Below are 12,998 nucleotides of genomic sequence, written 5' to 3'. Positions count from 1 at the left end.
CTACTTGACCTTGACCGCGTCGAGCCTGGTCTGCGGCTGCCGGATGCTGCTGCCGGCGTAGACGACCATCCACGTACCGGACTTGGTGGCCTTGAACTTCTTGCTGTACGTGCCACCGGCGCCGGTCGTGGTCTGCCCCTTGTACGTGTAGCTCTTGGCGCCGCTGGCCTTGAAGTAGAACCTCAGCACCGCGCCCTTGAGGCCGTACTTCGCGCCGTACCCCACCGGGTCGGTCTTGAGGACGCCCTTGTGGGTCAGCGCGCTGTTCTTCTTGACCGGCTCCGGGGTCGCGTCGTAGGTCAGCGAGGTCGGCCGCTTGACGTAGAACGTGTCGACCCGCTCCACGACGTGATCGACCAGGTCGTCACCGAACCACTCCAGCTCGGTCCGGATGGTGTACCGGCCGGGCCCGTCCAGGCCGCCGCAGATGAAGACGTAGTCCGTCAGGTAGGCGTAATCGCCGCTGCGTGAGGCCTCTTTCGGAAACAGGAAGTCGACCGCGTCGCCGTCCGGTCCCATGACGTCCGCGGAGACGCTGACGTAGTCGTCCTCGGCCACCGGGTCGTACACCTTGAAGGTCACCTTCACCCGGTTGGCGCAGCCCGCGTCCCCGTCGAGCACCAGGGTGCCGGTCGACACCGTGACGCCGGCGAGCGCGGGCGCGGCCTGCGCCGGTGAGGCGGCCAGCGCCACGGTGGTGAGCCCGGTGAAAACGGTCAGAACCGCCGCCGCGCAGCGGCGGCGAGTGACTTACGCATGGATTCCTCTCCCCCAACGAACGGACGGTTCCGTCTCGTTGTCACGCGAGAGCATCCTCCATGCACCCGGCCGTCACTTTCCAGACGCGGAGCGCACTTCTGACCTTCGGTAGGGGCAACCGCTGGCCAAATGGTCAGACCGAAATAACCGAATCGGCTTTGCTGCTTTCCCGTGCCGGGCGTCAGGAGTTCCGGTTGCCGAACGCGGCCCGGGCGAACGCGGGCGACCGGCCGTTGGCGACCTCACCGGCGAACCACGCGCCGAACCCGGCCAGCACCAGGGCGAGCAACTCGACGGCGAACAGCCCACCGCTCACCACCCGGTCCGGCTCCCGCACCCGCAGCATCGCGATGACCGCGAAGACCACCAGCACGCCCACGTTGAGCAGGCCGCGCAGCACACCGAGGCGGCGGTCCCGGGCGCGCCGGGCGAACATGACGTCGACGGCGCCGGCGACCGTCACCAGGGTGCCACCGATCAGGCCGGCCACGATGTTCCAGTACGCCAGGGCGCCCAGGATGTTAGGACCGCCCAGCAAGTCGGCGATATCGAACAAAACCGCCATCACGAACAGGCCGAGCGGGAACATCACCAGAATCGGCTGCACCGCCTGGCCCGCGACATTCAACCGGGTCTCCATCTGGTCTTCGCCTTCCCACCTGCGGAAATACAGGTTCGTCTCCACGTCTGGAGTTGCCCTACCCGGTGTTTTCGACGAGCAAACGCCCCGGTGCCCGAAGAGGAAGCAGACGAACCCGCACTGAGCGGCTTGTTCGCAATCTGCGACATGGCAGTTTGAGAGATGGCGGACTGCCGGGTGGCGTGCTTCACTGCAATAAGAGCAAGGGCGGAGTTGGAGGGAGAGACAAGCAACGGCACCCGGCGGCAAACGGGTGCCGTTGTCCGCCTCTGAGCCTTCGTTCGTTGCGACTCGAGCGAGGCGGGAAAGAGTCTCGCGCCATTGGTGGCTCCGCTCGTTCCCTCCTCGCAAGAAACAGCGATGAGGAGTTCGCCATGCGCACACGGATCTACTATCGCGGTCCCGACGCCCTGGTGTCCGACGATCAGTTCGTCTGGCACCCCCATTCCGCGCCGCAGGTTTTCGCCATCTCCGATCTGCGCAACGTCGGCCTCGTGCAGGCGCCCTCACGCATCCGCCCGTACGCTCCGGCACTCGCCGCGGGCGCTCTCGCCGCCGCGGTCGCCGGTTGGACGCTGTTACCGGATCCGGCGATCTACGTTCTCGTCTTCCTCGGACTGGCGGTACCGGGTGTAGCCATGCTCTGGCGCGAGCCAGGCCGCTGGGAGTTGCACGCGCAGTACCGAGGGACGGCCGTCGTGCTCTACTCCTCCGCCGACGCGAGAGTCTTCAATCAGGTGAGCCGGGCTCTGCGCCGCGCCATGGAGGACACCCGGCGGACACCCTGGGGTTACGGGCTCGCAGCCGCCTGACCTGCGCCTTCGCGAGGATCTCTCGGGTGATGTTGCTATTTGATCAAAACCGCCCCTGACAGCGGTCGTTCTGATAGGACAGTACTAGGATGTTCCGCGACCTCGCTGGTTGCCATGTGGCAGACAGCCAGGTCGCAGGCCGAGACTTCGCCACTACCCAGCGTCACTCCACTTCGACGATGAAGGACTCATGACCGAGGGTGACTCGCCGACCATCGCACGCCGGCGCGTACGTCTCGCGCTCCGCGAAGCGCGCGAGCAAGCCGGACTCACCCAAAATCAGGTCGCCGAAGAGATGGAGTGGTCGCACAGCAAGGTCATCAGAATCGAGCGGGGCGATGTCAGCATCTCCGCGAACGATCTGAAACCGCTGTTGAACTACCTCGGAATCAAGGACAAGGCGATCGTCACGGAGTTGCTCGCCGATGCCCGCCTCGCCCGTACACGCCAGCGAAAAGCGTGGTACCAGGCCCCGGAATTCCGCGACACCCTCACCGATGACCTGCGTAAACTGATCGAGTACGAGAATGAGGCCGCGGAGATCCGCTCCTACTCGATCTATTACATACCTGGTCCTCTGCAGACACGCGACTACGCGACCGCACTGATGGCCCGGTACGAGGACGAGCTGAACGAGGACCAGCGCCGGTGGCGGGTCGAGGCCCGAACGAAACGTCGTGAGACTCTGCTCGGCCGCGCCGGGGACGTGCAGATACTGCTGATGGTCGACGAGTCCGTGCTGAGCCGCGCGGTCGGCGGGCCGGCCGTCTTCGCGGATCAGCTGCGCGATCTGAAGCAGCATGCCGAGGACGGTTCGGTCCGGGTGCGGATGGTGCCGTTCTCGCTCGACGCCTCGGTCACCAACAACGCCAGCTTCGACCTGCTCGTGCTCGGTGGCGGCGAGGTGCTGTACCGGGAGACCGGCTTGACTGACGAAATGGTCGAGGACCAGGAGACGGCCGCGAAACACCGCGCGCGATACGACCGGGTCTGGCAGGAGGCCGCGGATGAAGCGGACACGATTCAATTCATCGAACGGCGGATCAAAGAGCTGGAACGCGCCGATACGGACCGGCCGTCCCGGTAGACGATTTTGAAACCACGAGCATGATTCCTTTGAAAGGTCCCCAATGCAGAACGAGATGAACGCGCCCGCCTGGCGTAAGAGCAGCCGGTGCGGCACGTCGACGTGCGTCGAGGTCGCGAAGGTGAACGACCAGTACCTGATCCGCGACTCGAAGGACCCCGAGGCCGCCCCGCTCAGCTTCGACCAGAGCGAGTGGGACGCCTTCGTGGAGGGTGTGGCCGCGGGCGAGTTCCGCTTCTGAAGTCGTCGGCCCGCCCGCTCTGCATTTCACGTTCTTGCAGAGCGGGCCGGTCAAAACTATTCGCAAAACAGCTTTATCCCAATAAATTGGCGCCGCATTTCTCGCATTCCGTGAGATAAGCGGCATTTTCTCTTTTTCATTCATGTACGTGCCCAGCCGAGTCCGGTTCATTCGCATACCGTGGATTCCGAACCGTCACGGAGGTGCACACACATGATCAAACCGACGGAAGAGCCACGGTGGCGCCGGAGTGGGCGATGTGCGACCGGCACCTGTGTCGAGGTGGCCAGGATCGGGAACCGGTTCCTGATCCGTGACAGCAAGGACCTCGGTGCCACGCCCCTCGACTTCACAAAGGAGGAGTGGGACGCGTTCGTGGCCGGAGTCAAGGCCGGAGACTTCGGTTTCGACGAATGACTCACCTTCCCCCGGTGTGTCCGGATGCCGCGGGCCGAGCGCGGCATACTGCAGTGGTGGACGGCAACCCGGACGCCACCGACCCCGACCGCTTCGCCACGCTGCACGAGGCGGCCGAAACCCTGCTGGACGAGCTCACCGAGCGGTACCAGGTGGAGCGCCGGGAGGGCAAAGAACCACTCGGGCGCGACGAAGCGCTCGTACGAACCGTCCGGCTCATCCCCCGCACACCCACCGCGGCCCCGCTGGCGGTCCAGTTCGCCGACCCGGGCCTGCGCCTGCGCCTCGGCCGCTGGTGGAACGAACCCCTGCCGACCTGCTCCTGTGACGCCTGCGACGAGGACCCGAAAATCCTCATCGACCACCTGCGGACCCACGCCGACGCGCTCATCGAGGGCGGGCTGTGGGAACGGGTCCGCCGAGGGCTGAGCGGGTCATGGTTCGAGACCCGGCTGATCGGCTCCGGAGTGAAATCCGACCGCGAGGGACCCCTCTCGGCGGACGGGGCCAGGGACGCCCGGCGTGGTGGTTTCGCCGCGCCGGTCCAATGGGCGCCCTGGCAGCTCCGCTCGTATTAGCCGTGTGCCGGCCGGCCGGGCTCAACCGGCCGGCCGGCCGCCCAGCAGACTCACCGCCGCGTCGACGGCCCGCCGCCGCAGCACCCGGGCCATCGAGAAGTCGCCCTGGCAGAAACGCGTGAAGGCACGCCAGCCCAGCGGACTGGCCAGCAGCGCGTGGACCAGCCCCGGATGGCGGCCGAACAGGCTCAACAGGCGGCGCCCGGCCGCCATCTCCGGGGCGAGATCCGTTCCGATCATGCGGTCGTACTCGTCCAGGTCACCACCGCCGGCCGCGACCGTGCCGGCCCAGGTACCCGAGCGCAGCGCGTAGCTGATGCCCTCCCTGGTCCAGGGTTCCAGCAGACCGGCCGCATCACCGGCGACCAGCACCCGGCCACGGCGCACCGGGGCGGAGGCGCTGCGGCAGCGGGTCAGATGGCCTGAGTCGCGCAGCACCACACGGTCGGCCAGGCCCAGCCGGGCGACGAACTCCCGCAGGTAGCGCCTGGTCTCGGCGCCACGGCCCTTCGCCATGATCACACCCACGGTGAGCTGGTCGCCCTTGGGGAAGAGCCAGCCGTACGAGCCGGGCACCCGGCCCCAGTCGAGCAGCAACCGGCCCCGCCAGCGCTGCCGGTCGGTCTCGCTCGCGGCCAGCTCCACCTCCAGCCCCAGATCCTGCTGGTCGAAGACGACCCCGACATGCCGGGCGGTCACCCCGGCCGAACCGTCCGCGCCGATCACCACCCGCGCCGACACGGTGCTGTCGTCGGCGAGCGTCACGGTAGCCGTACCGTCATCCTGGGAAACGGCACGGACCAGGGCGTTCTCCCGTACGATCGCTCCGGCTCGAACCGCGGCCCGGCACCAGGCGTGATCGAAGTCATCGCGCTGGACCATGGTCACGACCGGCCCGTCCGCGGAGCGGCGGGTGAAACCGCGGCGGCCGTCATGGGTGAAGGTCACCGCGTGGATCCGATCCCGCGCCGGCACGTCGAGCCGGGGCGCGCTCAAGCGCAGCGAAACGCCCAGCAGGCCGCCGCCGCACGTCTTGTAGCGCGGGTGCTCGGCCCGCTCCAGCACGATCACCCGGGCCCCGGCGGACGCCGCCGCGTGCGCCGCGGACAACCCCGCCGGACCTGCTCCCACCACCGCGACATCCCACTCCGGCCCCTGCTGCACAGTCCGAAGTTTAGATAACGTGACTTGTGAGGACGCTTTCACAATCACACGGGGTCATCGCTTGAGCACGGTCGAGACGTCAGAACCGCGGGTCAGCACCCGCTCCGTCTACATCACCTTCATCTTCCTCGGCGTCGCCATGGCGACCTTCGCGTCCCGGATCCCGCAGATCCGCGACCACCTGGGGCTCAGCCCGTCGGAACTCGGGCTGGTCCTGCTCGCCATCGCGGCCGGCTCGATCACGTCGCTCCCGCTGGCCGGTCACCTGGTCCACCGGTTCGGGTCGCGGGCCATGGTCGGCACCATGGCGGTCATGCTGGGCGTGTCGCTGTCGGCCGCGGCGATCGGCTACCACTTCGGGGTCGTCCCGGTGGTCGTGGCGCTCTACCTGTACGGCTTCTCCACCGGCGCATGGGACGTCGCCATGAACGTCCAGGCCGCCGTCGTGGAACGGAAGATCGGCCGCTCGATCATGTCCCGGTTCCACGCCGGGTACAGCATCGGCACCGTCGCCGGAGCACTGGTCGGCGCCGCGGTGGTCAAAGCCGGCATCGGGGTCACCTGGCACGTGGTCCTCGCCTGCCTGCTGGTGACCGGGGCCGTCGTCGTGTCGGTCCGCGGATTCGTGCCGGACGAGACCGAACCCGAACCCGGCGGCGGCACATTCAGCGCGCTGGCCGCCTGGCGCGAGCCACGCACCCTGCTGATCGGCGTGTTCGTACTGGCCTTCGCGCTCACCGAAGGCGCCGGCATCGACTGGATCAACATCGCCCTGATCGACGACTACGGCACCACGGCGGCCACCGGCACACTCGCCTTCGCGCTGTTCCTGGCCGCCATGACGGTCGGCCGCTGGTACGGCCCCAACCTGCTGGACCGCTACGGCCGGGTCCCGGTGCTACGGGCCCTCGCGGTGATCGGCCTGGGCGGGCTGCTGATCTTCGTCTTCGGACCGTCCACCCCGGTCGCCTTCGCCGGCGCCCTGCTCTGGGGGCTGGGCGCGTCCCTCGGCTTCCCCGTCGGGATGAGCGCCGCCGCCGACGAGCCGTCCCGCGCCCCCGCCCGCGTCGGGGTGGTCGCCTCGATCGGCTACTGCGCCTTCCTCGGCGGGCCACCCCTGATCGGCTTCCTCGGCGACCACTACACGGTCTCGCGAGGACTGCTCGCAGTGGCGATGCTGCTGGTGCTGTCGATCGTGCTGACGCCGGCTCTACGCGAGCCTGATCGGGCGGCTGGCGCCGCTCGATCCGACCTGGGCGGCTGACGCCGCACAGGTCTACCGGTCGGGCTTAGACCATCCTGCGTACTGCCGAGAGCGGCAGTACGCGCATGGCCACGCCGATCGGCACCCACGGCCACGCCGGAACGTACGCCCTGGCGCGGCGCTTCTCGATGGCGGCGACCATCGCGCGTACGCCGGTCTCGGTGTCCACCATGAAACGGGTCCGCTGCTGGACGTGCGCGTTCATCTCCGACCGGATGTAGCCGGGGTAGACGACCGAGACGTCGACCCCGGGAATCCGCTCCGAGCGCAACCCCTCGGCCAGGGCGGCGACACCGGCCTTGGTGGCGGCGTATGTGGTCATCGACTTCCGCATGCCGCGCAGCGCCGACATCGACGACACGACCACCAGGTGGCCGCGCTTCTGGGCGCGGAAGATCTCGCAAGCCGCCTCCATCTGCGTCAGCGCGCCGAGGAAGTTGACCCGGGCGGTGTCCCGGTTCGCGTCCGGGCGGCCGGTGCCCAGCGGGGCGCCCTTGCCCAGCCCGGCGTTGACGATCACCCGGTCGATGCGGCCGAACTCGGCGGCGAACTCCCGGAACACCGTGAAGACCGCCTCGTCGTCGGTCACGTCCAGCGCCTTCACACTGACCCTGGTCCCGGTCAGCTCGGCACGCAACGCCTCCAGGCGATCCACCCGCCGGGCGCAGAGCGCCAGGTCGTAGCCGAGCGCGGCGAACTGCCGGGCCATCTCCTCGCCCAGGCCGGCGCTCGCACCGGTGATGAGCACGACACCACGACTCGCATCCATGCTCACACCGTAGGGAACACACCGGCCGCCGACTTGATCGAGGACGACGGTTTCAGTCGATCCTGATCGGAGGCTCGATGCCGTGTGCGGTCAACGGTGTGGCCGGGCGCAGCCAGGACGCGTGCGGATCGCCGTCGGGGTCGGCCACCCAGTCGTGACAGACCCGGTCGATGCCGATCGGGTGGATGGTGAGTGAGCCGTCGGGCGTGATGTGCATGCGCAGGAAGCTCTTGGCGTCCTCGATGCCCTGGCCGGCGAAAAGCTCGTTGAGGTTCACGCCGAAGCGGGCGGCGATCAGCAGGTACAGCGCCACCACCTGGCTGGAGAGGATCGCGATCAGCGGGCCGTAGACGAAGGCCGCCACCGCGAGTGGGCCTGGCCATGGCCAGTCGCGGAACGGGAGCTGCAACCACACCCACGTGCCGCCGATCGCCAGGACGATCTGGGTCAGGCCGTGTGCCACCCCGAGGACCCAGTGCCGGGCATGGCCGTCCGGTTTCGCGAAGGCGACGGTTCCGGCCATGATCAGTACGAGCATGAGCACCAGCGGGATGCTGAACAGCCGCTGGATGTTGCCGCCCTGACTCGCCGCGCCCGCCATGGCCAGCATGGTCAGCGTGTGGATGATGCCGAGCAGGTTGGCGAACCCGGCGTTGCGCAGCAGGATCCGGTGGAAGACGCCCCAGCCCATCCGCCATGAGGTCGGCGCGTCCGGGAAACTGGCGCGCAGGTCGTACCGGAGGCTGCGGCTGCGGCTGCGGGTCAGCGTCTCCTTCGGCGGCACCATGATGTGGTCCGGCAGGTTCTGGGTGCCCAGCGTGTAGGCCCCACCGCCACCGCAGGTGATCAGCTCCCGGTCCTCCCCGGAGAACCGCGCGTAGTGGTGCAGGTCCCCGGACACCAGCACCCGCACCTGGGCCTGCGTCGGCGCCACGATGGTCCGGATGAAGTAGTCGACGGCGTCGTACGCGTGCGGGTTGTCCTTCGCCTTCACCCACGTCGGCGACGGCGTCATGATGATGACCCGGTCGTCCGGGCCGACCTGCTCGGCGGCCTTCTCGAAATACAGCAGCTGCGGGTCGTCGATGTACGCCCCGAACTGCTCGTCCACCGCGAACAGCCACCAGTTCGCGGGCAGCTTCACCGCGAAGTACGACCGGCGCTGCTCGGTACGCCAGCCGCCGATGTGCCCGTCCTTACGCCGGGCGAACAGGCGCAGGAAGGCGGTGAGCCCGTCGTACCAGTCGTGGTTGCCGGGCAGCGCGAACAGGGTCGGCCGCGGCGCACCGGCCGGCGCCTCCGGAAGAGCCGCACGGTACGGGCCCTTCATCCGGTTCTCGTAGCCGTCGCCGCTGGCCAGCGGGTACACCTGGTCGCCACCCATCAGCAGCAGCCGGCCGCGGGGCAGCCGCTCGCCGTCGACCTCCAGGTCCTCCTGCGACAACAGGTAGGCCACCGAGTACGTGGCGTCGAACCCGTCCCCCAGGTCGGCCACGTAGTCCAGCCACAGCTCGCCGGTCGCCGTGGTGGAGTGGTCGAAGACGTCGCCGTCCAGCGCGTTCTGCAGCTCACGCTTGTCCAGGTACGCCCCGAAGAACAGGTGCAACACCGCCCGCAACCCGGTGCTGAGCAGGAGCAACGGCGCCAGCCAGCCGATCGGCCCTTTCCGGGTGAAGCCGAGCTCCTGTGGGTCGAGGCTGCGTGGCCGGTTCGGCTCATTCGTCTCGGGCCGGGCAGGATGCTGTCGAGGAACGATGGCCACCGAACGATCCTCCCCCGATGAGCGGGTGTCCGTCTATGCAGTAGGATGACTAACCGTTGCCGCCTTAGCTCAGTCGGCTAGAGCGACGCACTCGTAATGCGTAGGTCGACGGTTCGATTCCGTCAGGCGGCTCAGTAGAGAAACCCCAGGTCAGCGACCTGGGGTTTCTTCTTTGGCACAGGTCCGCGGCGACATCGTGACTGTCGGGCTTCTCGCTCGAACGCGCTACACCGTCGGTCTGGCGGTGATCACGATACTGGTAGGAGCGGCGCTGCTGATGTGCTGTCGCCGGCCGGCCGTGACCGGGTCGGGTCGTGTGGAGAGGTGGTGGCCGACGTGTCCTTCTTCTTCGATCTGCCCTGGTGGTGCTGGGTTCTCCCGGGACTGCTCGTGGTGGCCTGGATGGGGATGTGGTGGGCGAGCCGCCGTGCGCGGCTGTGGTTTGCCGGGCTCACCCCGCCCGCGGCCTTCGCCGTGATCCTGCTCGGATTGTTTGAGCTGTCGAGGCCGTCGGAGCCCTCGTGCGCCGAGAGCTACTGCCCGGGTGGACCAGGGGATCTGTCCGCGCGGATCGCCGCTCTCGACAACGGGCCCGGCACGGTGATCATGGTGATCGGGCTGCTCGCTCTGATCGTCGCCTGTGCGCTGACGATCATCACGTTCGTTGTGGAGACGACACTGATGGTCCGTCGTAGCGAAAGTATCGAGCGGGCTGCGGCCGCGGCCGCTCAGGCGCCGAGCTGAAAGTCGCGAGCTGGATGAACCATGCCGATTCGGGACGACTCCTACTCGGCGTTGTAGTGGGCGTCGTGGGCCTGGCGGGGAGCGCAGACCGAGGCGCGGCTGCAGGAGCAGCGGGAGCCGTCGGCGTCCATGCGGACCACGACCGCGTCCTTGGGGACGCTGTGGGCCACCACCCGGCCGTCGCCCTCGGGGGTGGTCACGCGGGAGCCGATGGCCGGGGCTGAGGCCTGGAACTGCTGGTACAGAGGGTGTTCGTATTTGAGGCAGCACATCAGGCGGCCGCACGCGCCGGAGATTCGCAGCGGGTTCAGGGGGAGGTCCTGATCCTTTGCCATGCGGATGGTGACCGGCTCGAAATCGGTCAGGAAGGTGGCGCAGCAGAGGTCGCGGCCGCATGAGCCGATGCCGCCCTGGACCCGGGCCGAATCGCGGGCCGAGAGCTGCCGCAACTCCACCCGGCAGTGCAGGGTGGCGCCCAGGTCGCGGACCAGGGAGCGGAAGTCGACCCGGTGCGGGGCGGTGAAGTAGATCGTCGTGCGGGCGCCGCCGTTGCCGGGCTGGTCCAGGACGTGGTCGACGGCCACGACCTTCATCGGCAGGTCGTGGGCCTTGATCAGCTTCTTGGCGGCGACCTTGGCCTCGGCTTTGCGCTTGCGGAGTTGCTCGTCGCGACTCAGGTCACGATCGTCCGCCAGACCGGCGACCTTCGGGAAACCCGAGGTGTCCTCGTCGACCCATTGCGGCGCCCAGACGCACTCCGCCACCTCGGGACCGTCGTCGGTCGGGACCAGGACGCGGTCACCGACGGCCGGGGTGAAGCCGGCTGGATCGAGGTAGTAGAGGCGGCCGTAACGGTTGAAACTGACCGCGCACAGCATGCCCATGCGATCAACCCTACGACGGTTCGCAAGCCGTACCAAATGCCGGTTTTGAACTACCCGCGAGGGTTGTCGCATAGATGCTGCGCAACCGGCCCAATCGACCATCGTTGGCCAGTCCCGTAGACGCCGCACGCCTCGAAAGGACTCGCCATGAACCCCGCCAGGTCGGTGGCCGCAAGTGTCGTCATGATCGGGTTCCTGACCGCCCCGCCGCCGGCGTTCGGCGCGCCGGTCACCTGCGCTCAGCCCGCACGGTACGCCGCGCAGTCGTCGGCGGAGCTGCTCCGGATCGATCGGCTCGAGCTGGGAATCACCGATCGGCGCGGGGGTGGGGCGGATGTGGAGGGCGACGGCTCGCACGGCCGGGACGGTCGCCCGGGAACGAACGGGAGCGGGTCGAAACCGAGCGCCGGTGGCGCTCCGGGCAGGAGTAGCGGTCCGGCCGGTGGAGCCTTCGACGGGCCGGGGAACGGAGGGGGCGAGGACTCCGCCGAGGGGCCGATCGGATCGGAGGACATCGACGGCGGCGGCAGTGCCGGCGGATCACGCTCCGGGGGCGCGGGCGGGAACGGGCCGGGCTCCGGGGGTGCCGGCGCGGTCGGCGGGAACGGCATGGGCCCTTCGCCGGACAGCGTCGATGCGCGGGGCGGTCGCGGCGCCACGAAAGGCTCCGGCGGGGTGACGAGCCAGGACGGGGCCGGGGGCGAGCAGCGGGCTCGGACTCTGCCTGCCGGGGAGCAGGCGGGCGGCGGCCGGAATTCCGCCATCGGGGGTGTCGGTCTCGGCGAGACGCGCAGCGTGCTCATCGCCGATGGACCGGTCAAGTCGGCGGGCGCGGCGCGGATCCTCGACGGGCAGGTCGGCCGGGGCGGCGCCGGCGACTTCGTGGTGCAGCAGGCTCCGCCGGTCAAATCCAAGGCCGAGGAGCGGAGTACGGGGACCGAGCAGTTCGGTCCGGTGCGGGTCGGGCCGGGGCGGCTCCGGGCGCGGGCGGTGTGGGCGGCCGGGATGGAGTGCGGGGCCATCGAGGGTGACGTGTCCTCGTCGGCGGCCGAGATCAGCCGGGTGACGGTCACGGGTGGGGGGATCGGTGCGCTGGTCCGCGTACCGGAAATGGTTTCCAGCCGCACCGGGACCGCGCTGCGGCAGCACGCTGGAGGCGCGCAGACCGTCGCGTCGGCGACGATCACCGCGGGACGGATCAGTCTGGTCGACAACGAGGTTCGTATCCGGGTGGTGCGGGCGCCGGAACTGCGGGCGAGCATGACCGCGGGCGGTGAGGGGCGGGTCGACTACCGGCCCGCCGTCGTCGAGGTCAGCACCCGGAACGGCAAGCAGACTCGGCTGGCTACCTCTGGTGATCACGTGGACATCACGTTGAGTGAAGAAGCGCGGTCGCTGGAGTCGCTTCCGGCTCGGCTGGCTCCGATCGACGGGCTGCCGCTGCCGAAGGTGCCGGGAATTCCCGGGCTCGGCAAGCCGGAGTCGAGCCCCGCGCCGATCGGTGGGTCCGGTCTGACGCTGCGCGTCGCGCTCGGCGAGGTGCGTCAGGCGGCCTCGGGGGACGCGATCGCGGCCCGTGCCACCGCGATCCGGGTGACCCTGGTGTGCGACGAGGACGCGCCCGGTTACGGCCGGTCCGGTGTGGTCGCCGATCTGGGCATCGGCATGCTGGAGGCGGCCGCGGTCGCCCCGGAGAAGGGGCCCGGTCAGGGCAATCCGGGCGGCACCGCCGGGGGCGAAGGCTCGGGCGAAGCGGGACTGCCGATCACCGGCCCGCGGGTCGTCTTCCTGTTCATCGCGGGCGCGGCCCTGGTGCTCGGCGGCCTAGCCGCGGTGTTCCTCACGTCACGTCGCCGTCGCAGCGACTCCTGACCGGG

14 protein-coding genes and 1 tRNA gene are annotated in these 12,998 nt (G+C 69.0%); 9 read left to right on the top strand and 6 right to left on the bottom strand.

From position 1 onward, the window contains the following. Together BJ964_RS12020 and BJ964_RS12015 are read right to left on the bottom strand one after the other, a co-directional pair. On the bottom strand, positions 1-693 hold the full coding sequence (locus BJ964_RS12020) for a hypothetical protein (RefSeq protein WP_188120746.1): 693 nt from the start codon (positions 691-693) through the stop codon (positions 1-3). A gap of 247 nt (positions 694-940) precedes the next feature. After that, a complete protein-coding gene (locus BJ964_RS12015) occupies positions 941-1,399 on the bottom strand; it encodes a DUF2231 domain-containing protein (protein WP_188120745.1) in 459 nt (152 codons plus the stop codon). A 374-nt stretch (positions 1,400-1,773) separates the two neighbouring features. Between BJ964_RS12015 and BJ964_RS12010 the strand changes: the two genes are divergently transcribed. From BJ964_RS12010 to BJ964_RS11990, 5 genes are all read left to right on the top strand, one after another. Further along, on the top strand, positions 1,774-2,211 hold the full coding sequence (locus tag BJ964_RS12010) for a DUF6232 family protein (protein WP_188120744.1): 438 nt from the start codon (positions 1,774-1,776) through the stop codon (positions 2,209-2,211). A 190-nt stretch (positions 2,212-2,401) separates the two neighbouring features. Further along, positions 2,402-3,298, top strand: a complete 897-nt coding sequence (locus BJ964_RS12005) for a helix-turn-helix domain-containing protein (protein WP_188120743.1) — start codon at positions 2,402-2,404, stop codon at positions 3,296-3,298. Positions 3,299-3,341: 43 nt separating this feature from the next. After that, on the top strand, positions 3,342-3,539 hold the full coding sequence (locus BJ964_RS12000; RefSeq protein ID WP_188120742.1) for a DUF397 domain-containing protein: 198 nt from the start codon (positions 3,342-3,344) through the stop codon (positions 3,537-3,539). 213 nt (positions 3,540-3,752) lie between these two features. Beyond that, positions 3,753-3,956, top strand: a complete 204-nt coding sequence (locus BJ964_RS11995) for a DUF397 domain-containing protein (RefSeq protein WP_183225351.1) — start codon at positions 3,753-3,755, stop codon at positions 3,954-3,956. 56 nt (positions 3,957-4,012) lie between these two features. Further along, a complete protein-coding gene (locus BJ964_RS11990) occupies positions 4,013-4,534 on the top strand; it encodes a DUF6226 family protein (protein ID WP_188120741.1) in 522 nt (173 codons plus the stop codon). A 21-nt stretch (positions 4,535-4,555) separates the two neighbouring features. On the opposite strand, the gene BJ964_RS11985 is transcribed toward BJ964_RS11990, so the two are convergent. Beyond that, the gene (locus BJ964_RS11985; protein ID WP_229806900.1) at positions 4,556-5,698 is read right to left on the bottom strand and encodes a geranylgeranyl reductase family protein; all 1,143 of its coding nucleotides are present in this window, start codon (positions 5,696-5,698) and stop codon (positions 4,556-4,558) included. A gap of 61 nt (positions 5,699-5,759) precedes the next feature. Here BJ964_RS11985 and BJ964_RS11980 point away from each other — a divergent pair, with 61 nt between their 5' ends. Further along, positions 5,760-6,962, top strand: a complete 1,203-nt coding sequence (locus tag BJ964_RS11980) for an MFS transporter (RefSeq protein WP_188120740.1) — start codon at positions 5,760-5,762, stop codon at positions 6,960-6,962. Positions 6,963-6,987: 25 nt separating this feature from the next. Here the strand turns inward: BJ964_RS11980 and BJ964_RS11975 are convergent, their stop codons facing one another. Together BJ964_RS11975 and BJ964_RS11970 are read right to left on the bottom strand one after the other, a co-directional pair. Then, entirely contained in the window at positions 6,988-7,731 is a 744-nt protein-coding gene (locus BJ964_RS11975; RefSeq protein WP_188120739.1) for an SDR family oxidoreductase, read from the bottom strand. A gap of 52 nt (positions 7,732-7,783) precedes the next feature. Then, positions 7,784-9,493, bottom strand: a complete 1,710-nt coding sequence (locus BJ964_RS11970; RefSeq protein ID WP_229806899.1) for a metallophosphoesterase — start codon at positions 9,491-9,493, stop codon at positions 7,784-7,786. 58 nt (positions 9,494-9,551) lie between these two features. On the opposite strand from BJ964_RS11970, the gene BJ964_RS11965 reads away from it, so the two are divergent. Together BJ964_RS11965 and BJ964_RS11960 are read left to right on the top strand one after the other, a co-directional pair. Then, a tRNA-Thr gene (locus BJ964_RS11965) sits at positions 9,552-9,625 on the top strand. Between the two features lie 195 nt (positions 9,626-9,820). Further along, a complete protein-coding gene (locus BJ964_RS11960; RefSeq protein WP_188120738.1) occupies positions 9,821-10,237 on the top strand; it encodes a hypothetical protein in 417 nt (138 codons plus the stop codon). 41 nt (positions 10,238-10,278) lie between these two features. On the opposite strand, the gene BJ964_RS11955 is transcribed toward BJ964_RS11960, so the two are convergent. Then, positions 10,279-11,121, bottom strand: a complete 843-nt coding sequence (locus BJ964_RS11955) for a PSP1 domain-containing protein (protein WP_188120737.1) — start codon at positions 11,119-11,121, stop codon at positions 10,279-10,281. 147 nt (positions 11,122-11,268) lie between these two features. Here BJ964_RS11955 and BJ964_RS11950 point away from each other — a divergent pair, with 147 nt between their 5' ends. After that, complete coding sequence (locus tag BJ964_RS11950; RefSeq protein WP_188120736.1) at positions 11,269-12,993, top strand: hypothetical protein; 1,725 nt, start codon at positions 11,269-11,271, stop codon at positions 12,991-12,993. Positions 12,994-12,998 lie beyond the last annotated feature (5 nt).

The organism is Actinoplanes lobatus, from assembly GCF_014205215.1.
GTDB classification, from domain to species: domain Bacteria; phylum Actinomycetota; class Actinomycetes; order Mycobacteriales; family Micromonosporaceae; genus Actinoplanes; species Actinoplanes lobatus.
Note: the sequence above shows the minus strand (reverse complement) of the source record. Positions and strands in the feature narration are given on the sequence as shown.

Excerpts from the sequence above, each read along its gene's own strand:
- BJ964_RS11975 (WP_188120739.1), bottom strand. The coding sequence starts at position 7,731 with ATGGATGCGAGTCGTGGTGTCGTGCTCATCACCGGTGCGAGCGCCGGC.
- BJ964_RS11950 (WP_188120736.1), top strand. The coding sequence starts at position 11,269 with ATGAACCCCGCCAGGTCGGTGGCCGCAAGTGTCGTCATGATCGGGTTC.
- BJ964_RS12005 (WP_188120743.1), top strand. The coding sequence starts at position 2,402 with ATGACCGAGGGTGACTCGCCGACCATCGCACGCCGGCGCGTACGTCTC.
- BJ964_RS11955 (WP_188120737.1), bottom strand. The coding sequence starts at position 11,121 with ATGGGCATGCTGTGCGCGGTCAGTTTCAACCGTTACGGCCGCCTCTAC.
- BJ964_RS11995 (WP_183225351.1), top strand. The coding sequence starts at position 3,753 with ATGATCAAACCGACGGAAGAGCCACGGTGGCGCCGGAGTGGGCGATGT.
- BJ964_RS12015 (WP_188120745.1), bottom strand. The coding sequence starts at position 1,399 with ATGGAGACCCGGTTGAATGTCGCGGGCCAGGCGGTGCAGCCGATTCTG.
- BJ964_RS12010 (WP_188120744.1), top strand. The coding sequence starts at position 1,774 with ATGCGCACACGGATCTACTATCGCGGTCCCGACGCCCTGGTGTCCGAC.
- BJ964_RS12000 (WP_188120742.1), top strand. The coding sequence starts at position 3,342 with ATGCAGAACGAGATGAACGCGCCCGCCTGGCGTAAGAGCAGCCGGTGC.